At 58.6% G+C, this 21,192-nt stretch carries 14 protein-coding genes and 1 pseudogene; 6 read left to right on the forward strand and 9 right to left on the reverse strand.

Annotated elements, in window-relative coordinates; all coding sequences use genetic code 11:
* Positions 1-14 precede the first annotated feature (14 nt).
* Entirely contained in the window at positions 15-455 is a 441-nt protein-coding gene (locus ABOC21_RS16295) for a PTS sugar transporter subunit IIA (protein WP_426815294.1), read from the forward strand.
* A gap of 56 nt (positions 456-511) precedes the next feature.
* Here ABOC21_RS16295 and ABOC21_RS16300 read toward each other — a convergent pair whose 3' ends face one another.
* The 9 genes from ABOC21_RS16300 to lrp form a co-directional block, all read right to left on the reverse strand.
* Positions 512-1,663, reverse strand: coding sequence for an MFS transporter (locus tag ABOC21_RS16300; RefSeq protein WP_426815295.1), 1,152 nt, complete (start codon positions 1,661-1,663; stop codon positions 512-514).
* Positions 1,664-1,936: 273 nt separating this feature from the next.
* Complete coding sequence (locus tag ABOC21_RS16305) at positions 1,937-2,800, reverse strand: dimethyl sulfoxide reductase anchor subunit family protein (RefSeq protein ID WP_426815296.1); 864 nt, start codon at positions 2,798-2,800, stop codon at positions 1,937-1,939.
* 1 nt (position 2,801) lies between these two features.
* On the reverse strand, positions 2,802-3,419 hold the full coding sequence (locus tag ABOC21_RS16310; RefSeq protein WP_426815297.1) for a DMSO/selenate family reductase complex B subunit: 618 nt from the start codon (positions 3,417-3,419) through the stop codon (positions 2,802-2,804).
* Positions 3,420-3,429: 10 nt separating this feature from the next.
* Positions 3,430-5,868, reverse strand: coding sequence for a dimethylsulfoxide reductase subunit A (dmsA, locus tag ABOC21_RS16315; RefSeq protein ID WP_426815298.1), 2,439 nt, complete (start codon positions 5,866-5,868; stop codon positions 3,430-3,432).
* A 201-nt stretch (positions 5,869-6,069) separates the two neighbouring features.
* A complete protein-coding gene (gene serS, locus ABOC21_RS16320) occupies positions 6,070-7,362 on the reverse strand; it encodes a serine--tRNA ligase (RefSeq protein ID WP_426815299.1) in 1,293 nt (430 codons plus the stop codon).
* Positions 7,363-7,454: 92 nt separating this feature from the next.
* Positions 7,455-8,798 (reverse strand): replication-associated recombination protein A, encoded by a 1,344-nt coding sequence (locus tag ABOC21_RS16325; RefSeq protein ID WP_426815300.1) that lies wholly within the window; start codon positions 8,796-8,798, stop codon positions 7,455-7,457.
* An 8-nt stretch (positions 8,799-8,806) separates the two neighbouring features.
* Positions 8,807-9,418 carry an outer membrane lipoprotein chaperone LolA gene (lolA, locus tag ABOC21_RS16330; RefSeq protein WP_426815301.1) on the reverse strand — a complete coding sequence of 204 codons (612 nt, stop codon included), beginning with the start codon at positions 9,416-9,418 and terminating at the stop codon, positions 8,807-8,809.
* A gap of 132 nt (positions 9,419-9,550) precedes the next feature.
* Positions 9,551-13,741, reverse strand: a complete 4,191-nt coding sequence (gene ftsK, locus ABOC21_RS16335) for a DNA translocase FtsK (protein WP_426815302.1) — start codon at positions 13,739-13,741, stop codon at positions 9,551-9,553.
* A 135-nt stretch (positions 13,742-13,876) separates the two neighbouring features.
* Positions 13,877-14,371: a leucine-responsive transcriptional regulator Lrp gene (gene lrp, locus ABOC21_RS16340; RefSeq protein ID WP_000228469.1), complete on the reverse strand. Its 495-nt coding sequence runs from the start codon at positions 14,369-14,371 to the stop codon at positions 13,877-13,879.
* Positions 14,372-14,902: 531 nt separating this feature from the next.
* Here lrp and trxB point away from each other — a divergent pair.
* From trxB to infA, 5 genes and pseudogenes are all read left to right on the forward strand, one after another.
* Entirely contained in the window at positions 14,903-15,871 is a 969-nt protein-coding gene (gene trxB / locus ABOC21_RS16345) for a thioredoxin-disulfide reductase (RefSeq protein WP_426815303.1), read from the forward strand.
* 113 nt (positions 15,872-15,984) lie between these two features.
* Complete coding sequence (cydD, locus tag ABOC21_RS16350) at positions 15,985-17,751, forward strand: heme ABC transporter permease/ATP-binding protein CydD (RefSeq protein WP_426815304.1); 1,767 nt, start codon at positions 15,985-15,987, stop codon at positions 17,749-17,751.
* Positions 17,752-19,473: a heme ABC transporter ATP-binding protein/permease CydC gene (gene cydC, locus ABOC21_RS16355; RefSeq protein ID WP_426815305.1), complete on the forward strand. Its 1,722-nt coding sequence runs from the start codon at positions 17,752-17,754 to the stop codon at positions 19,471-19,473.
* Positions 19,474-19,653: 180 nt separating this feature from the next.
* A pseudogene (gene aat / locus ABOC21_RS16360) lies at positions 19,654-20,359 on the forward strand (leucyl/phenylalanyl-tRNA--protein transferase).
* A 510-nt stretch (positions 20,360-20,869) separates the two neighbouring features.
* On the forward strand, positions 20,870-21,088 hold the full coding sequence (gene infA / locus ABOC21_RS16365) for a translation initiation factor IF-1 (protein ID WP_002211347.1): 219 nt from the start codon (positions 20,870-20,872) through the stop codon (positions 21,086-21,088).
* Positions 21,089-21,192: the final 104 nt, after the last annotated feature.

The following is a 21,192-nucleotide window of genomic DNA, read 5'->3' on the forward strand; positions in this document are numbered from 1 at the left end:
TTTGAGGAGCCGACATGGATGAGAAATTATTTGCCGCTTGTCAGTACACCGCGCATAGTCTGGACTGGCGCGGCGCGATTAAGCTGGCCTGCCGTCCGCTGGCACAGCAGGGAAAAATCAGCGCCGGCTATGCGGATGCCATCATCAGCACCACCGAGGAGAATGGTCCCTGGTACATACTCACTCCGGAATTTGCCCTCCCGCACGCCCGCCCGGATGAAGGGGTTCTGAGCCCGCACAGCGTGCTCTCACTGGTTTGCTGCGCCGAAGCCGTGGCGTTTCCCGCACACCCCGATGTGCGGCTGATTATCGTCCTGGCCGCCGCCGATAGCGAACAGCATATTCAGACGATCCAGCGATTAGTCTGCTGGCTGGATGAGGGGGATCGGCTGAATCAGCTCACCAGGGTGGAGCATCAGAACCAGCTTGATGCGCTCGTCGCTGGCGGCCAATAAATCAAAGGGGACAACGTCCCCTTTGCTTATCACCGTAGCGAAGGCCGGAAGAAAAATTACGCGTGCGCCACCGGCGTCGGATGGTGCCCCGCTTTACGCAGCAGCGTCAGCAGATAAATAAACGACACGCTGGCGATCATAATAAACAGCAGGTTATCGGAGAAATTCTGCATCAGCATCGCGGTAAGCGTTGGCCCGAGCAGGCTGCCGATGGTGTAGCTCATCAATAGCGCCTGGTTCATCGCCACCAGCTGATGGCGCTCAACTTTTTCGCATGCCCACGCCATCGCCACCGGGTACAGCGTAAAGCCCGAGGCGCCAAGGATAAACAGCGCCGGCGCCATCGCCGCCTGGCTGAGCATTGCCAGACAGCCGAGAATAACGATAAACACCTGAACGCGCAGCACCAGCAGACGCCCATAGCGATCCGCCAGGCGGCCCACCGGCCACTGCCCGAGGATCCCGGCGCTCACCATTACCGCCATCCAGAAACCAATCCCGGCGTCGCTCACTCCCTGATGGTTCAGCCACAGCGGCATAAGCCCGTACAGCGAGCCGAGGACGATCCCGGAAATAATGCAGCCGTTAACGCCGTGACGAGCCTGACGCAGCCTGAGCATCGGCCAGATGCGGGCCGCAGCCTCATGCGGCTCATCCGTCTGATTGACCACGCGCGTAAACAGCAGAGGAAGGATCGCTGCCAGCGCCAGCCCGGTCACCCAGGGCAGAACGCTCATCAGATCCGTCGGCAGCTTGCTCACCATCAGCTGGCCCAGCACGGTACCGACATAGTAAACCATCATGTACGCCGCCAGCAGGCGACCGCGGCTGCGGGTAGTTCCGCTGCACACCAGCGCGCTTTCCACCACCACCCAAATCATTGCGCAGCCTACGCCGGCGATAAAACGCCAGCTAAACCAGGTCCAGAAGCCAATGGTGACGCCAAGCCCAACGCAGCCGACGGCAAAAATCAGCGAGGCAAGATAGTAGCTACGGTTAAATCCCAGATGTTTAATGACCCATCCGGCCAGCAGGGTTCCGACCAGGTTACCGGTGAAATAGGATGAGCCAACCATCCCGACCTGCCAGGTAGGCATGTTTTCATGGGCGAGCCAAAGCGGGACGAGGGTATTTAAAACCGCTATCGCCAGCGTCAACAAAAGCAGGCCGCAGAGCAACATTTGCACCGGCCGGGTGTAGATGGACATGGATGTAAACCGTGAGGAAGTTCAGATTTCGTGCGCATCATGCCACCGCTATAAACATTGTCAATCCACCAGAAATCAGGCAGGACGCGGTTTCTCGGGCAACGATTGAAGTTTTTTATCCATCGACCAAACGGCAGAATTATTCTTTATATTATTCCATTGTTTTTATTAATTTATTGCAATTAACAGGCGGGAATATCAGTTGAAATATTTCATGAAGAGAGCGCATTTTTTATCGCGCCAGAACCGCCAGGTTCCGGCGCGAATAGCGGCCTAGCTGGCGATAGCCATGCCAACCGTCATATGCAGACCGTAGAAGACCCCGCGGCCCACCATCTCGCCCGCCAGCACCAGCACAAATGCCAGGCCCAGCAGCGGTACCGCCGGCTGATAACCTTTAAGCATCGGCGCAACCCAGCAGGCCAGCGCCAGCGCCAGGGCCCCAACGCGCCAGGCCATCAGCGAGCCGTAGTCCGGAACCAGCGCGGACGCCTGCTGGATGGAGCTATGGATAGTCGACAGCTCGCTGCCCTGCATCAGCGCCACGGCCACGCTCGCCACCAGGGCCACCAGCATTACGGCGGGCAGCAGGCGCATCGCCCAGCCGTCCACGCCGGCCACGCGCAGCAGCAGATAGCCGAGCAGCGGTCCGCCGATAAACAGCGTCAGGAAGAAGCTCAGCGGCGTCCAGACGCTATACCAGGTCGGCACCGTATCAATGGTGTTGTACACCCGCACCATCATCCAGACGAAGATGACGCCCAATACCATCGTGACGATCAGCCACAGGCTGCGCAGCCCGGCCGGCAGCTTCTTAACCGCCGCCAGCAGCCAGCCAATACCGCCTACGGCGAAGAAGAGAGCTCCGCTGGCAATTTCGTTACTCAGCGACGATGCGCCAATGCGGTTTAGCGAATTGAAGGCCCGCATCGGCGATCCCAGGTGCAACGTCGAGGCGATAAAGCCAATCCCCATCAGCACCCAGAGGCCAAACATGCTCAGCACCACGCGCTGCTGCTGCTCACGCGACAGGCCACCTTTTATTAGAGCCAGCGCCAGGACGATAAAACCGCCCACTACGCACTGACCAAAGACCGTGAAGATCATCAGCGGCCATTCATGCCATCCACTTCCCATCTCACACCTCCTTCGGGTTGGCCAGATAGCCGGTTGTATCGCCGCACGGGCGACTGTTGGCGTTCGGTTTAATGACAATACTGGGTTGCGTAAAATGCGCCGACGGCAGCGGCGCAACGGCGGCCAGCTTGCCGTGCTTCTGCCGCAGCTCCTCGATTGGGCCAAAGTCCAGCGCCCGCAGCGGGCAGGACTCGACGCAGATCGGTTTTTTACCTACGGCGACGCGCTCGTAGCAGCCGTCGCACTTGGTCATATGCCCTTTCGCCGCGTTGTACTGCGGCGCGCCGTACGGACAGGCCATATGGCAATAGCGGCAGCCGATACAGACGTCTTCATCAACCACCACAAAGCCATCATCACGCTTATGCATTGCGCCGCTCGGACAGACCTTGATGCAGGCCGGGTCTTCGCAGTGGTTACAGGCGATAGAGAGGTAGTAGGCAAACACGTTCTGCTGCCAGACGCCGTTATCCTCCTGCCAGTCGCCGCCCGCATATTCATAAATGCGACGGAAGCTGACGTCCGGCGTCAGGTTCTTATAGTCTTTACAAGCCAGTTCGCAGGTTTTACAACCGGTGCAACGGGCGGAATCGATAAAAAATCCATATTGAGTTGTCATCGGTTATTCCTTACAGCTTTTCAACCTGGACGAGGTTGGTATGCGACGGATTTCCTTTCGCCAGAGGCGACGGGCGTTGAGTGGTGAGCACGTTAATGCTCCCTGCCTGATCCACGCGGCCGGCGTCCGGGTTATACCAGGCCCCCTCACCCAGCGCGACAACGCCAGGCATCATACGCGGCGTCACTTTGGCTTCGATATGCACTTCACCGCGGGCGTTGAAAATACGGATACGATCGCCGTTGGCGATACCGCGCTTGTTCGCGTCGAGCGGGTTCATCCACATCTCCTGACGACAGGCGGCCTTCAGCACATCGACGTTGCCGTAGGTCGAGTGAACGCGGGATTTATAGTGGAAGCCGGTCAGCTGCAGCGGGAATTTCTCGATCAGCGGATCGTTATAGTTTTCAAAGCCTGGGGTATAAATTGGCAGCGGATCGATCACGTCTCCTTCCGGTAGCTCCCAGGTGGCGGCAATTTTTGCCAGCTCCTGCGAATAGATCTCGATTTTTCCCGACGGCGTGGTCAAGGGATTCGCCTGCGGATTTTCGCGAAACGCTTTATAGGCAACGTGGTGCCCCTCCGGATCGCGCTGCTTATAGATCCCCTGCTTACGGAAGGTATCAAAGTCCGGGAGGTCGGGGATCGCCTGACGGGAAAGCTCATGCAGATAGCGCATCCAGCCTTCCTGGCTACGGCCTTCGGTAAACCGTTGCTCCACGCCCATGCGTTTTGCCAGCGCCGTCGTCATGTCATAAATCGTTTTGCATTCGAAGCGCGGCTTAATCACCTCATCGGTGAAGATAACGTACGACATGTTGCCGCAGGAGGCGTCCAGCGCGAAGTCCATCTGTTCGGAGGCGGTGCAGGCCGGCAGCAGGATATCGGCGTATTTCGCCGACGAGGTCATATGGAAATCGATCACCACGATCATCTCGCATTTCTTGTCGTCCTGCAGAATTTCGTGGGTGCGGTTAATATCAGAGTGCTGGTTAATCAAGCAGTTGCCTGCATAGTTCCAGATCATCTTGATCGGCACATCGAGCTTGTCTTTACCGCGGACCCCGTCGCGTAGCGCCGTCATCTCCGGGCCGCGCTCAATCGCATCGGTCCACATAAACATGGAGATGCTGGCCTCAACCGGATTATCCAGCGTCGGCATACGCTCAAACGGCAGATCGTATGAGCCCTCGCGCGCGCCGCTGTTGCCGCCGTTAATGCCGACGTTGCCGGTCAGAATCGACAGCATTGAGATCGCCCGGGTCGCAATTTCACCGTTAGCATGGCGCTGCGGTCCCCAGCCCTGACTGATATAGGCAGGCTTCGCGCTGGCAATCTCACGCGCCAGTTTCACAATGCGATCGACCGGAATCCCGGTGATGGTTGACGCCCATGTCGGCGTTTTGGCAATACCGTCGCTGCCCTGACCGAGGATCCAGGCCTTGTAGTGGCCGTTTGCCGGCGCATCGGCAGGGAGCGTTTTTTCATCGTAGCCAACGCAGTATTTATCGAGGAACGGGATATCGACCAGGTTTTCGGTAATCATCACCCAGGCCAGCGCGGAGACCAGCGCCGCGTCGGTACCCGGACGGATCGGGATCCACTCGTCTTCGCGACCGGCGCCGGTATCGGTATACCGCGGATCGATGATAATCATCCGCGCATTGGATTTTTGTCGCGCCTGCTCCAGATAGTAGGTCACCCCGCCGCCGCTCATCCGCGTTTCGCCGGGGTTATTACCGAACAGCACCACCAGCTGGCTGTTTTCGATATCCGACGGGCTGTTGCCGTCGGCCCAGCCGCCGTAGGTGTAATTCAGCCCTGCGGCGATCTGCGCGGAGGAGTAGTCGCCGTAGTGATTAAGATAACCGCCGCAGCAGTTCATCAGGCGGGCGATGAGCGTTTTTCCCGGCGGCCAGGAACGGGTCATGGTCCCGCCCAGGGTTCCGGTCCCGTAGTTCAGGTAGATAGATTCATTACCATAGTCTTTGATCAGACGCTGCATATTGCCGGCAATGGTATCGAACGCCTCTTCCCAGCTGATGCGCTCAAATTTCCCCTCGCCGCGTTTACCCACGCGCTTCATCGGGTACTTCAGGCGGTCGGGATTGTAGACGCGACGGCGCATCGAACGTCCGCGCAGACAGGCGCGCACCTGGTGCAGGCCGTCGTAGTTATCATCGCCGGTATTATCTGTTTCAACGTATTTAATTTCGCCATCAACAACATGCATGCGCAGCGGGCAGCGGCTACCGCAGTTAACGGTACAGGCGCTCCAGATTACCGTTTCGCTTGCCGGTGACAGGCTCTCTGCGGCATGGGCTATGCGCGTGAAGGGTAAAGTAAATGCGTTACTGGCCACTGCCAGGCCGCCAATCGCCGTGGTTTTCATTAAACCACGCCGGCTTACTTCGGCAGCCAGTAAAGCATCGGGGGCTTTAGTTTTCATGGATACTCGCTTTGATTGCTCACAATTTACTGACAATCGTTATATAGTTTTATATATAACGCATTTATGCTTTATTAGTTTTTTATGCTGAATTAACTCAAAGGGAGTATGGAAGGGTTAAACAGACGAGTTATTGCCCGGCATCAAGAAGGAGATGAAAAAAAAGCGCCCGTAGGCGCTTTTGAGAAGGAGGTAGAAAAATCAGCCGATGAATTCAAGGCCGCGCATATACGGGCGCAGAATTTCCGGGATTTCAATACGGCCATCGGCCTGCTGATAGTTTTCCATCAGCGCAACCAGAGTACGGCCCACTGCCAGGCCAGAGCCGTTCAGCGTATGGACCAGACGCGTTTTCTTATCAGACTTGCTGCGGCAGCGTGCCTGCATGCGGCGCGCCTGGAAATCCCAGACGTTCGAGCAGGACGAAATTTCGCGGTAGGTGTTCTGCGCCGGCACCCACACTTCCAGATCGTAGGTCTTGCATGCGCTGAAGCCCATATCGCCGGTGCAGAGCGCCACCTTACGGTACGGCAGGCCCAGCAGCTGCAGAACTTTTTCCGCATGGCCGGTCATCTCTTCCAGCGCCGCCATGGAGTCTTCCGGACGGACGATCTGCACCATCTCAACTTTGTCGAACTGGTGCATACGGATCAGACCGCGGGTATCGCGACCGTAGGAGCCCGCTTCAGAGCGGAAGCACGGGGTATGCGCGGTCATTTTGATCGGCAGATCGTCTTCATCGATGATCTCATCGCGAACCAGGTTAGTCAGCGGAACTTCGGCAGTCGGGATCAGCGCGTAGTTGCTGCTATCCGCCTCTTCTTCCAGCGGACGCGTATGGAACAGGTCGCCGGCGAATTTCGGCAGCTGTCCGGTGCCGTACAGCGTTTCCTGGTTCACCAGATACGGGACATAGTTTTCACTATAGCCGTGCTGTTCGGTATGCAGATCCAGCATAAACTGCGACAGCGCGCGGTGCAGACGAGCCAGCTGACCCTTCATGACCACAAAGCGCGAACCGGTCAGTTTAACCGCCGCAGCGAAGTCCAGCCCGCCGTGCATTTCGCCCAGCGTTACGTGATCGCGCACGGCAAAATCGAACTCGCGCGGGGTGCCCCAGCGGCTCACTTCGACGTTGTCGTTTTCACTTTTGCCCTGCGGAACGTCATCATGCGGGACGTTAGGAATAGTCAGCGCGATGTCGCGGATCTCGACCAGCAGCGCGTCCAGATCGGTTTTCGCCGCATCCAGCTGTTCGCCAAGCTTGTTCACTTCCAGGCGTAACGGCTCGATATCTTCCCCACGCGCTTTCGCCTGGCCAATGGATTTCGATCGGGAGTTGCGCTCCGCCTGCAGATTTTCAGTTTCAACCTGCAGAACTTTACGACGCTCTTCCAGAGCGCGCAGTTTATCTACATCCAGCTTAAAGCCCCGGCGTGCCAGTTTTTCAGCGACTGCGTCTGGCTCGGTACGCAGCAGATTGGGATCGAGCATGCTTATCCTGTGCTTATCGAATTAATAAAATGAAAAGTGGCCGCAGACTACGACCACCGGAATATCCTCGTAACCTTACCGCATCGCCTCTGTTAGCGGTAGCGTTTTGTGGGGCTATTTTGATCCTGTTCGCTAAGCCAGGCGAGCTTTTCGCCAATTTTACCCTCAAGCCCTCGGTTTGTTGGCCGATAATAGCGCGTTTGCGCCATTTCCTGCGGGAAGTACTCCTCGCCGGCGGCATAAGCGTTGGGCTCATCGTGGGCGTAGCGATACTGCTGACCATAGCCCATCTCTTTCATCAGCTTCGTCGGCGCATTGCGCAGATGGACCGGCACGTCGTAGTCCGGACGTTCGCGGGCATCGGCCATCGCCGCTTTGAAAGCGGTGTAAACCGCGTTGCTCTTCGGCGCGCAGGCAAGGTATACAATCGCCTGAGCAATCGCCCGCTCGCCCTCCGCCGGCCCTACCCGGGTAAAGCAGTCCCAGGCGGAGATAGCGACCTGCATGGCCCGAGGATCGGCGTTGCCGACGTCTTCCGAGGCAATCGCCAGGCAGCGGCGGGCAACGTACAGCGGATCGCCGCCGGCGCTGATGATCCGCGCATACCAGTACAGCGCGGCGTCCGGCGCGCTGCCGCGCACGGACTTGTGCAGCGCCGAAATTAAATCGTAAAAACGATCGCCCTTGTTATCAAAACGCGCGCTGCGCTCGCCGGCGATTTCGGTCAACAGCCCGGCCTGCAGCACCCGCTGACCGGCGGGGTCGGTTTCGGCCATATCGGCCATCATCTCCAGCGTATTGAGCGCGCGGCGCGCGTCGCCGTTTACCAGCTCGGCTATCGCCCGACGCGTCTCGTCAGGCAGCACAATATTCTGCCCGCCGTAGCCGCGGCCGGTATCGTTCATCGCCTGCGTTAATACCTGCTCAATATCTTCCGTGGTCAGTGATTTCAGCAGATAGACGCGCGCCCGGGATAGCAGAGCGGAGTTGAGTTCAAAAGAGGGATTTTCCGTGGTCGCGCCGATAAAGGTGATGGTGCCATCTTCGATATGCGGCAGAAACGCGTCCTGCTGGCTTTTATTGAAGCGGTGGACTTCGTCGACAAACAGGATCGTGCGCCGACCGGCATTACGATTCTGTCGCGCGCGTTCGATGGCCTCGCGGATCTCCTTAACGCCGGAAGTCACGGCCGAAATCCGCTCGACGTCGGCGCTGGCATAGCGGGCAATCACTTCCGCTAAAGTGGTTTTTCCGGTGCCTGGCGGGCCCCATAAAATCATCGAATGAAGATGCCCGGCCTCAATTGCCCGCGGCAAAGGTTTACCCGGTGCCAGCAGGTGCTGCTGGCCGATGTACTGCGCTAAATTTTCTGGCCGCATACGAGCGGCCAGAGGTTGAAACGCATTGTCGGAAAAATCGAGCGACAGATTGCCCACATTCGCCTCTATTTACGTTGATCGTCCACCGTAACCCCTTGCGGCGGCGTAAAGGTAAACTTAGATGCATCGACCGCACCGTTTTGCTGCGACTTCAGCTGATAGCTGCTGCGCTGGTCGTCCTGCTCTACCGCGCTGAACTGATGAATGGTGCCGTCACGCCCAACGTTAATGGTGAACTGCTTCAGGTTACCGCTGCCGCTTTTTGGCGTCAGGACAAAATCATCGCCGTTTTGCTTAATATTATACTGCTGCCAGTCGTTAGACTGGTTACGCGCAATCAGCATAAACGGCGTGTTGCTGGTGGCGTCTTTCAGCCAGGTGACGGTCGCCTGCTCAACGAACGGGTTATAGAACCACAGCGTTTTACCGTCAGAAACCAGAATACTTTCATCCGGCTGGGTCATGTGCCAGTTGAACAGATTCGGCCGCTTCACCCACAGGTCGCCCTGTCCGTCCTGTACCGCATTGCCGCTGCCATCGGTCACTTTCTGCGTAAAGCTGGCGTGGAAGCTGCTCACCTTATCCAGACGGCTTTTCAAATCGCCGGCGGCATCTGCCCACACCTGACTGACAACAAATCCAGACAGTAATGCACAGGTGATTGCGAGTTTTTTCATTGTTATTCCTTAATGTCTGTCAATGTGCGTCGCTCCCTGCCCGGGAGCCTCTTCTGCCCCTAATGTAGGACCGCCTGGCGCGGCGGGACAGAAGAATAGGCTGATTTTGCTCTTATTTACCCAACTTTGCACTCACTCGAAGGGCGGCGGCGCCAGCACTTCGCGGTTGCCGTTGTGGCCCTGCTCGCTGACGATGCCCTGCGCTTCCATCTGTTCGATGATGCGCGCGGCGCGGTTATAGCCGATACGGAACTGACGCTGAACGCCGGAGATAGAGGCTTTGCGCTTCTCGGTGACGAAACTGACCGCCTGGTCGAACAGCGGATCCAGCTCTTCTCCGCCGTCAAATCCACCGCCGCCGCCTTCGCTTTCGCTATCCGAAGTGATGCCGTCGATATACTGCGGACGCCCGCGCGCTTTCCAGTCCTGGACGACTGCATGGACCTCCTGGTCACGGACAAATGCTCCGTGAACGCGTACCGGGATCGTGGAGTTCGGTCCGGAGTAGAGCATATCCCCCATTCCCAGCAGCGATTCGGCGCCGCTCTGGTCGAGAATGGTGCGCGAGTCAATTTTGCTCGACACGGTGAAGGCGATACGCGTCGGAATGTTGGCCTTAATCAGGCCGGTGATCACGTCAACCGACGGACGCTGGGTCGCCAGCACGAGGTGAATACCCGCCGCACGCGCTTTCTGCGCCAGACGAGCAATCAGCTCTTCCACTTTCTTACCCACGGTCATCATCAGGTCGGCGAACTCATCCACCAGCACCACGATATAAGGCAGTTTTTCCAGCACCGGATGAACCGCATCCATGCTGTCGCCCGGCTTCCAGTACGGATCCGGAATTGGCCGCCCCATGCGCGCCGCTTCGGCAATCTTCTCGTTGTAGCCCGCCAGGTTACGCACGCCCAAAGCCGACATCAGCTTGTAGCGGCGTTCCATCTCGTTCACGCTCCAGCGCAGGGCGTTGGCGGCGTCTTTCATATCGGTGACCACTTCCGTCAGCAGGTGCGGGATCCCTTCATAGACCGACAGTTCGAGCATTTTCGGGTCGATCATAATGAAGCGCACATCTTCCGGCTGCGCCTTGTAGAGCATGCTAAGGATCATGGCGTTGACGCCGACCGATTTACCGGAGCCGGTGGTACCGGCAACCAGCAGGTGCGGCATTTTAGCCAGATCGGCAACCACCGGATCGCCGGCGATATCCTTGCCCAGCACCACGGTCAGCGGCGACGGGTTATCACGGAACTTGGTGTTATCCAGCACTTCACGCAGGTAGACGGTCTGGCGCTTCTTATTCGGCAGCTCCAGGCCAACGTACGGCTTGCCCGGGATAACCTCTACGACGCGCACGGCAACCGTGGATAGCGAACGGGCCAGGTCGCGCGACAGGTTAGAAATACGCGCGGCCTTTACGCCCGGCGCCAGGTTCAGCTCAAAGCGGGTAATAACCGGGCCAGGCGAGTAGTTCACGACGTCCGCTTTAATACGGAAATCGGCGAGGCGAGCTTCCACCAGGCGCGCCATTTGCTCCAGTGCGAAGGTATCAACCGGCTCGACCTCGCTCGGCGGCGGCGTCAGCAGATCCAGCGACGGCAGCGGCGTTGTCGGCCGCGGCACCGGCTGGCTGTTGCCGTTGCGCATCAGGAGCGGGTGAATCAGGCTCTCCTGCGGCTGCGGTGCCGGCTGCTGGACCGGCGGTTGCATATGCACCTGAGGGGCCTGCGGCGGCTGATAGCCCTGCGCTGGCGCAGACTGTATCGGCTGCTGAACCTGCGGCTGCTGATACGCAGGCTGTGGCGGCTGATAGTGCTGCGTCGGCTGCTGCTGCGCAGGCTGTGGCGGCTGATAGTGCTGCGTCGGCTGCTGCTGCGCGGGCTGCTGATGCGCCACCGACGGCTGAGCCTCAGGCATCGGCGTAAACAGCGGCTCGCTCGGGCCGTCGTCCACCAGCGCTTTCATCGGCGAGAAGTCATAATCAGCCGGCGAGAACGGATTCGCCCCGCGCGGCTGCTCGCTGCTGTAGCGCTGCTGCTGGGAGGCGGCAAACTGGCGAGCCAGCTCGGCTTCGGCGGCCACATCGTCATCATCGGCTTCGTCAGCCTGGTAGACCTCACCGTAGCGCTGCTGCTGGGTTGCGGCAAACTGACGCGCCAGCTCCCCCTGCTCCAGTTCGCTAACTTCTTCATCGGTGAGCGGCTCATCGTCATAATTCTGATCAAGCTCCGCCTGACGAGCGCGCTCTTCCGCGATGCGCTGAGAGGGCAGCTTGATACCGTACGATGCCAGCTCGCGGCGCGTCGGGACGCGGACGCGATTAGGACGCGGCAGCTTCGGACCAATGCCCTCTTTGACCTGCACGCGCGGCCCGCCCGCTGCCGGACTGAACAGCGGCTCGGCGGATGACGCTGCGGAGGCCACCGCAGCGGCGGCTGCGCCAGCGCCCCTGGCCTGGTGTACGCCGGCGGCCAGGGTGGTCACCGCGGCGGCATCAACGGGCGACGATGGCGGCGGCGAAGAGATCGGTTTAGTCGCCATCGGGCTGGCAGGCTCCGGAATTGGCTGATACCAGGCGGCAAGCTGTTCGCGTTCACGCGCGCGCTTCTCTTCGACTTCTTCGAAATAGTACATCGGCGGACGCTGCGGTTTGAGCTCTTCCTGCGGAACTTCGGGCTCAACAGCAGGCGCAGCGGCATAGGGTTCAGGCTGATAGGCGGACTGCTGTACCGGCGCCTGTTCAGGCTGATATGCCTGCTGCGGTTGATACTGTGGCTCAGGCTGATAGTGGGGCTGCTGCACCGGCGCCTGTTCAGCCTGATACGCCTGCTGCGGCTGATACTGTGGCTCAGGCTGATAGTGAGGCTGCTGCACCGGCGCCTGTTCAGCCTGATACGCCTGCTGCGGCTGATACTGTGGCTCAGACTGATAGTGAGGCTGCTGCGCCGGGGCCTGTTCAGGCTGATACACCTGCTGCGGCGGATACTGTGGCTCAGGCTGATAGTGAGGCTGCTGCATCGGCGCCTGCTCAGGCTGATATGCCTGCTGCGGCTGATACTGTGGCTCAGGCTGATAGTGAGGCTGCTGCACCGGCGCCTGTTCAGGCTGATACGCCTGCTGAGGCTGACACTGTGGCTCAGGCTGATATGCCTGATGCGGTGGATATGTTGGCTCAGGGCGATAGTGAGGCTGCTGCACCGGCGCCTGCTCAGGCTGGTAAGCCTGCGCCTCCGGCTGCCAGCCGGCCTGCGGAGTCTGGCCAGCTACCGGCTCGGCCCACGCCTGGGGCGCCGCGGTGGCTGCCGCTGCCGCGCTAACAGGATCGGCAATACTATGGCCGTTCAGCAGCGGATCGTAGGGGTCAAAGTCCCCCGGGCGCGCGGCGCTGGCACCGGAGAATAAGACATCCTCCGCCTCTGCCGGACGCGCGGCACTGGCGCCAGAAAACAGCACATCGTCTGCCGCAACCGGCGCGCCGTTGGCGCTGAACTGAACGTCCTCCTCGGCATCATCCATGCGCTTACCGGAGAACAGCGCGGCGTCGGTCTTGCGCCCCATCGGGTTGGAAAACTTCTCAGCCAGACGCTGGCGGCGCGCTAAGGCGCTGCGTAGAATCCGAGCGCGACGCGATCCCTGCGGTTTAGCGGTATCGTCGTCTTCATCATCTTCATACTCCTCCTCATCAACCCAGGTATCGTCCCGACGGGTACGGTTGCTGGCAAAGGTAAGAACAGAAAGAATTACGCCGCCGAGTTTTTCGGCAATGCTGACCCACGACCAGCCGGTAAACAGGGTTAAACCCGCCGCCCAGATGCAGAGCAGCGCGATAGTTCCACCGCTGCTGTGCAGCAGCGGTTGCAGAGTGGTGCTCAGCAGGCTGCCAATGACCCCGCCTGAGGCGAAATACCAAATATCATCGGCATTGATAGAGGCCAGGCCACAGGAGGTCAGGATCAGCGCCAGCGCGCCAATTAAGCGCAGCGAAACGGCGAAATAGTCGATGTACTCGTCGTTAGTTTGATTGCGCCAGGCAAACCAGCAGCCGCCGATGATAATCACGGGAATGGTGTAAGCCATTACGCCAAAAATGAAAAATAGCGTATCGGCAAGCCAGGCTCCCGGCGTGCCGCCGATGTTGTGGATAGGCTCGTGCCAGGCCGTTTGCGACCAGCTTGGATCCGAGGGATTAAAGCTGAGTAAGGCCGCCATCAGCCAGATGGCAAAAAGGGCGCAAAGGATAAGTAACGCCTCAAGGAGTCGGCGCCCGCTGCTTAGCTTCGTCAGTTTGACTTCTTTGTCTTCGGTGTATTCCTGGCTCAAAAAAGGCTCTCCAGGTATCAGGCTGTTTCCTGCCTGCTGCTAAAACGGACAACAGTGCCGGGTCTCCCCGGCACTGTTGCTGTATGGATTAACAGGAGTGTAATCAAACTACGTCGATTTTGCACCTGTTCCGTGTTAGCGCGTCTTAATTACCAGACGATTGCTCTGCTTGACCTCTTCCATGACCACGTAGGTACGGGTGTCGTTTACGCCCGGCAGGCGCAGCAGGGTTTCGCCCAGTAGTTTACGATACGCTGACATGTCCGGTACGCGGGTTTTCAACAGGTAGTCGAAATCGCCGGATACCAGATGACACTCTTGAATTTCTTCAAGTTTTTGCACAGCGGCGTTAAATTGCTCAAACACATCAGGCGCGCCACGATTCAGAGTAATCTCAACAAATACCAGAAGTGATGCATCCAGATAATGCGGGTTAAGCAGCGCCGTATAGCCCTGAATAAAACCCTGTCTTTCCAGACGACGCACGCGCTCAAGGCAAGGCGTCGGAGAAAGTCCCACCCGTTTAGAAAGTTCGACGTTAGAAATACGTCCATCTTTTTGTAACTCATTCAGAATGTTACGATCGATGCGGTCGAGATCTTTGCCAGGGCGCTTCTTGCTATCTACCATTATTATTGTCTCTCTGTATTCCTTCCCTACTCCTGTTCTGACTCTGAGCCTTCACTGCCAGAGCCCATCCTGTTCTTACCCGTACGACTTGGGTAACCCAGGGGTACGTGAGAAGCCCGTTGCCTGACGGCAGCCACCGACATCACGCATGGCGTCTGTCCACACCATGCGTAGATTTCGCTAACCCGGATAAAAATGGCATTTGCATGCATGAAAATTCGCCACACGCAAAACGCTGCTTTTCTTCTTCCATGAATGTTTTCGCAAAAGCACAGGGGATTGTCAAAGCAAAACATCGATTTTTAGTACAAGATGCCAGATATTCATTATCCACCCCCGTTGATTCTCATGTTTTCCTCTTATAATTGTGCTGCTGACAGTAGAATTAGTTATATTCTTCGTTCGTTAAATCGCCAGTTCATCGGCGGGTGCTATTGCACATATCGTTAACAAAATCGCTATGCTCTTTTTTTACGTCAACAAATTCCCTACAATCCAGCCCAATGTATGCCAATAAATTATGGGGTTCTCATGGGCACGGCCAAACACAGTAAGCTGCTAATTCTTGGTTCTGGACCTGCGGGATACACCGCTGCGATCTATGCCGCACGTGCAAACCTGCATCCGGTGCTGATTACCGGAATGGAAAAAGGGGGTCAGCTGACCACCACCACGGAAGTGGAAAACTGGCCTGGGGATCCGAACGATCTGACCGGCCCGCTGCTAATGGAACGTATGCACGAGCATGCGGCCAAGTTCGAAACCGAAATTCTTTTCGATCATATCAACAGCGTCGACCTGCAGAACCGTCCGTTCCGCCTGGTCGGCGATAGCGGCGAATACACCTGTGACGCGCTGATTATCGCTACCGGCGCTTCCGCTCGCTATCTCGGCCTGCCGTCTGAAGAAGCCTTTAAAGGCCGCGGCGTTTCCGCCTGCGCTACCTGCGACGGTTTCTTCTACCGTAACCAGAAGGTCGCGGTTATCGGCGGCGGCAACACCGCGGTTGAAGAAGCGCTGTATCTTTCTAACATCGCGGCTGAAGTCCACCTGATCCACCGTCGCGACTCCTTCCGCGCGGAAAAAATTCTCATCAAACGCCTGATGGACAAAGTGGAAAGCGGCAACATCGTGCTGCATACCCACCGTACTCTGGAAGAAGTGACCGGCGACCAGATGGGCGTCAGCGGCCTGCGCCTGCGCGATACGCAGAATGCCGACAATGTCGAGTCGCTGGAAGTCGCGGGCCTGTTTGTCGCTATCGGCCACAGCCCGAACACGGCGATTTTTGAAGGTCAGCTGGAGCTGGAAAACGGCTATATCAAAGTTCAGTCCGGCATTCACGGCAACGCGACCCAGACCAGCGTTGCTGGCGTCTTCGCCGCCGGCGACGTGATGGACCACATCTACCGTCAGGCCATTACCTCTGCCGGCACCGGCTGTATGGCCGCGCTGGACGCCGAGCGCTATCTCGACGGCCTGGCCGACGCTTGCAAATAATCTTTACAAGTCAGTAACAAAGGTAAAGAAGGCGACGAAAAGTCGCCTTTATTTTTTCCGCGTTGTAACATTGCCGTGCCCAAAAACTTATAACTCCACCTGCTAAGTGCGCAATGAATAAAACCCGTCAACAAGAGTTAACCCGCTGGTTAAAAGAACAGAGCATTCTCTCCCGTCGCTGGTTGATGATTTCCCGCGCGCTGGGCGTCGTCAGCGGCCTGCTGATCGTCGCTCAGGCCTGGCTGCTGGCGCGGATCCTGCACCGCATGATAATGGAAAATATTCCGGCTACGGCGCTGGTGCTGCCGTTTACCGTGCTGGTGCTGGTTTTCGTCCTTCGCGCGTGGGTGGTATGGCTGCGCGAGCGGGTGGGATTTTATGCCGGGCAGCATATCCGCTATGAGATCCGTCGCCAGGTGCTCGACCGTCTGCAGGAGGCCGGCCCGGCGTGGATCCAGGGCAAGCCAGCGGGCAGCTGGGCAACGCTTATCCTTGAGCAAATCGACGATATGCACGATTACTATGCGCGCTACCTGCCGCAGATGACCCTGGCCACGTGCGTCCCCCTGCTCATCGTTATCACTATTTTCCCGATTAACTGGGCGGCAGCGCTGATTCTTCTCGGCACCGCGCCGCTGATCCCTCTGTTTATGGCGCTGGTCGGCATGGGCGCCGCGGATGCAAACCGCCGCAACTTCCAGGCGCTGGCGAGGCTGAGCGGCCACTTCCTTGACCGCCTGCGCGGTATGGAAACGCTGCGAATCTTCGATCGCGGCGCTGCGGAAACCGACAATATCCGCGAGGCTTCGCAGGATTTCCGCCAGCGCACGATGGACGTTCTGCGTCTCGCCTTTCTCTCCTCCGGGGTACTGGAATTTTTCACTTCCCTCTCCATCGCGCTGGTGGCGGTCTATTTCGGTTTCTCCTACCTGGGCGAACTTAACTTTGGCCATTACGGCGCAGGCGTCACCCTGATGGCCGGCTTTTTGGCCCTGATCCTCGCGCCGGAGTTTTTCCAGCCCCTGCGCGATTTGGGAACCTTTTACCACGCGAAAGCGCAGGCCATCGGCGCCGCGGACAGCCTGAAAGCCTTTATGGAAACGCCGCTGGCGCAAGCCGAGCGCGGCGAGAAGGTGCTTAGCGACAGCGAACTGGTGAGCCTTGAAGCGCGCGATCTGCGCATCAAATCTCCGGAGGGTAAAGTGCTGGCAGGGCCGCTGAACTTTTCCCTGCCTGCCGGCAAGCGGGTGGTGCTGGTTGGGCAAAGCGGCTCCGGCAAAAGCTCGTTGCTGAATATGCTGGCGGGCTTTCTGCCCTACGACGGATCGCTGATGGTCAACGGCGTTGAGCTGCGCGATCTCGATAGCCAGCGCTGGCATCGCCTGCTGAGCTGGGTTGGACAAAACCCGCAGCTGCCTGCGGCCACGCTGCGTGAAAACGTTCTCCTGGCGTGGCCTGAAGCGACCGAAGCCCTGCTTCAACTGGCGCTGGATAAGGCCTGGGTAAGCGAATTTATCTCGCAGCTGCCGCAGGGCATTAATACGCCCGTTGGCGATCAGGCGGCCCGCATCTCGGTTGGGCAGGCGCAGCGTATTGCCGTCGCGCGCGCGCTGCTGGTTCCCTGCCGTCTGCTGCTGCTCGATGAGCCTGCCGCCAGCCTTGACGCCCACAGCGAACAGCGGGTGATGCAGGCCCTGTCAAACGCCTCTTCGCAGCAAACCACGCTGATGGTCACTCACCAGCTCGAAGGCATAGCCGGCTGGGACGCTATCTGGGTGATGCAAAACGGACAGATTGTCGAGCAGGGCGAATATTCGCAGCTTGCCGCCGCTGAAGGACCCTTCGCGACCCTGCTGGCCCATCGTCAGGAGGAGATTTAAATGCGCGCATTGTTACCTTATCTGGCGCTGTACAAGCGGCACCTGTGGCTGCTGATGCTCGGCGTGGTGCTGGCGATCGTCACCCTGCTGGCCAGCATCGGGCTGCTAACCTTGTCAGGCTGGTTCCTGTCGGCCTCGTCCGTTGTCGGCGTTGCCGGCATCTACAGTTTTAACTACATGCTGCCCGCCGCCGGCGTGCGCGGCGCGGCGATTATTCGTACCGCCGGGCGCTACTTTGAACGGCTGGTGAGCCACGATGCGACTTTTCGCGTCCTGCAGCATCTGCGCGTTTTCACGTTCAGCAAGCTGCTGCCGCTCTCCCCTGCCGGGCTGGCGCGTTTTCGCCAGGGCGAGCTGCTTAACCGCATCGTTGCCGACGTCGATACCCTGGATCACCTCTATCTGCGGGTTATTTCGCCGCTGGTAGGGGCGCTGGTGGTTATTCTGGTGGTCACCGTCGGCTTAAGCATTCTGGACGTCACGCTGGCCCTGACGCTGGGCGGTATTATGCTGTTGACCGTGCTGATACTGCCGCCGCTATTTTACCGGGCCGGTAAACCTGCCGGTGAGGCCATAACCCAAATGCGCGGCCAGTACCGCCAGCAGCTCACCGCCTGGCTGCAGGGACAGGCGGAGCTGATGCTGTTTAACGCCAGCGATCGCTACCGCGAGCAGCTGGAAAAAACGGAACAGCGCTGGCTGGATGCCCAGCGCCGTCAGGCCGAGCTTACGGCGCTTTCCCAGGCGCTGATGCTGCTGATTGGCGGCGTCGCGGTGATTGCAATGCTGTGGCTGACCTCCGCCGACGTGGGCGGCAACAGCCAGCCTGGCGCGCTGATCGCGCTCTTCGTTTTCTGCGCCCTGGCGGCGTTTGAGGCGCTGGCGCCGGTCACCGGCGCGTTCCAGCACCTCGGACAGGTCATCGCCTCCGCGCGTCGGATTACGCAAATCACCGAGCAGTCGGCGGAAGTCACTTTTGCGCAAAACGCGGATCAGACCTTCTCACGCGTGGCGCTGACGCTGAATCAGGTCACCTTTAGCTATCCGCAGCAACCCACCGCGGCGCTGGAGAATGTCTCGTTACAGGTTGCCGCCGGCGAGCATATCGCCATTCTCGGACGCACCGGCTGCGGGAAATCGACCCTGCTGCAGCTACTTACCCGCGCCTGGGATCCGGCCCGGGGAGAGATTTTGCTTAACGACCTGCCGCTTATGCAGCTCAACGAGACGACCCTGCGCCGCGCGATGAGCGTGGTTCCTCAGCGCGTGCACCTGTTTAGCGCAACCCTGCGCGACAACCTGCTGCTGGCGGCGCCGCAGGCGAGCGACGCGCATCTGGCAAACGTCCTCGAGAGGGTTGGGCTGGGCAAACTACTCGACGACGGCGGCCTCAACGCCTGGCTGGGAGAAGGCGGCCGCCAGCTTTCCGGCGGCGAGCTGCGCCGGCTGGCGATTGCCCGCGCCCTGCTTCACGACGCGCCGCTGATGCTGCTCGATGAGCCGACCGAGGGCCTGGACGCGACAACGGAAAGTCAAATACTTGATTTACTTGCCGAAGTCATGAAAGAAAAAACCGTGCTGATGGTCACCCACCGCCTGCGCGGGCTGGCGCGTTTTAATCAGATAATTATCATGGACAACGGGAAGATTATTGAGCAAGGTAGTCACGCAGAACTGCTGGCTCAACAGGGGCGTTACTACCAGTTTAAGCAGCGCCTGTAGGTCAATCGTTATCGGGCCATCGCCGCGGGGCACCCCGAATGATTTTGTGTATATACTCTATGAGTTTCAGGCAAGCGTGCTATGCGAGCCCCTGGCCCCCGGCCACGGGCGCAGATTGCACGCCGGCGCCTGAAAGACAGCGAATATACTGGACAATTACTGGTGCGTATTGAGGTTAAAATGCGTCTGGTTCAGCTCTCCCGTCAGTCCATTGCCTTCCCCGCTCCGGAAGGCGCCCTGCGTGAACCGAATGGCCTGCTGGCGTTGGGGGGCGATCTTAGCCCGGCGCGCCTGCTGATGGCCTATCAGCACGGCATCTTTCCGTGGTTTTCACCGGGGGATCCTATTTTATGGTGGTCTCCCGATCCCCGCGCGGTGCTGTGGCCCGGAGAGTTTCATCTCAGCCGCAGCATGAAGCGCTTTCACCAACGCTCTCCCTATCGCGTGACGCTGAACCATGCTTTTGGCGAAGTGATTGAGGGCTGCGCCACCGATCGCGATGAGGGCACCTGGATAACCGCCGGCATCGTCAAGGCCTATCACCAGCCTGCACGAGCTGGGGCACGCGCACTCAATCGAGGTGTGGCGCGGCGAGACGCTGGTTGGCGGGATGTACGGCGTGGCTCAGGGGGCGCTATTTTGCGGCGAGTCGATGTTCAGCCATGCGGAAAACGCGTCTAAAACGGCTCTGCTGGTCTTCTGCCAGGCGTTTATGCGCGATGGCGGCCAGCTCATTGACTGCCAGGTGCTCAATAATCACACCGCGTCGCTGGGCGCCGTCGAAATTCCCCGCCGCGACTATCTCGATCGCCTGGCGCAGTTGCGCAGCCGGCGTTTACCGGAACGATTTTGGGTACCGAGGGTGCTATTTACCGGCAATGCGTAAATGTTTTCAGCACATTCTTCGCCGGGATGGTATAATTGCGCGGTAGAGTAGCTTCTGCCCGTTGCCCCGCCGCCGTTTGGGAATAATAAGAGTCAGATAACGCCCATCGTTCTGTCACTCCCCCCTTTACGTTTGCGCCTGTCGTGCGGTTTATCCGCGTGCATTCCGGGCAATGCGCCAAAACTACTTCAGTGATTTAAACCCAAACTTATTCATGATGCGCCGGGACGACAAACCAAACGCCAGGCTGCATCAATAACTATGTGACCGTGAGAACTAAGGCAGCCAGCAAGATAAAGTCTATAGACACGCAATAGATCGGGTTGCAGGCGGGCGGCAAGTGAACGGCTCCCCAGCGCTTACCGAAACAGGTAGCCGGGGCCGATGAACGCAGCCAGCGTGGATGCAACGCGAAGTGTAGCGGTATAAACGTAAAACTTTACTTACTCGCTGAACTTCGGCATTATCTTGCCGGTTCAAAACTACGGTAGTGATACCCCAGAGGACTAGATGGCCAAAGAAGACAATATTGAAATGCAGGGCACCGTACTTGACACGTTGCCTAACACAATGTTCCGCGTAGAACTGGAAAACGGTCACGTGGTAACTGCGCATATTTCCGGTAAAATGCGTAAGAACTACATCCGCATTCTGACGGGCGACAAAGTGACTGTTGAGCTGACCCCGTACGACCTGAGCAAAGGCCGCATTGTCTTCCGTAGTCGCTGATAGTTTTCCGCCCTCGTGGCGTCCGATGCGAAAGGCCGGGATAATCCCCGGTCTTTTTACATCCTCTCTCCGCTAAGCGGCTGCGGACATAAAAATACCGGCCC

Origin of the sequence: Klebsiella sp. WOUb02 (assembly GCF_050058015.1) — a bacterium.
In the GTDB taxonomy this organism is placed as follows: Bacteria; Pseudomonadota; Gammaproteobacteria; order Enterobacterales; family Enterobacteriaceae; genus Klebsiella.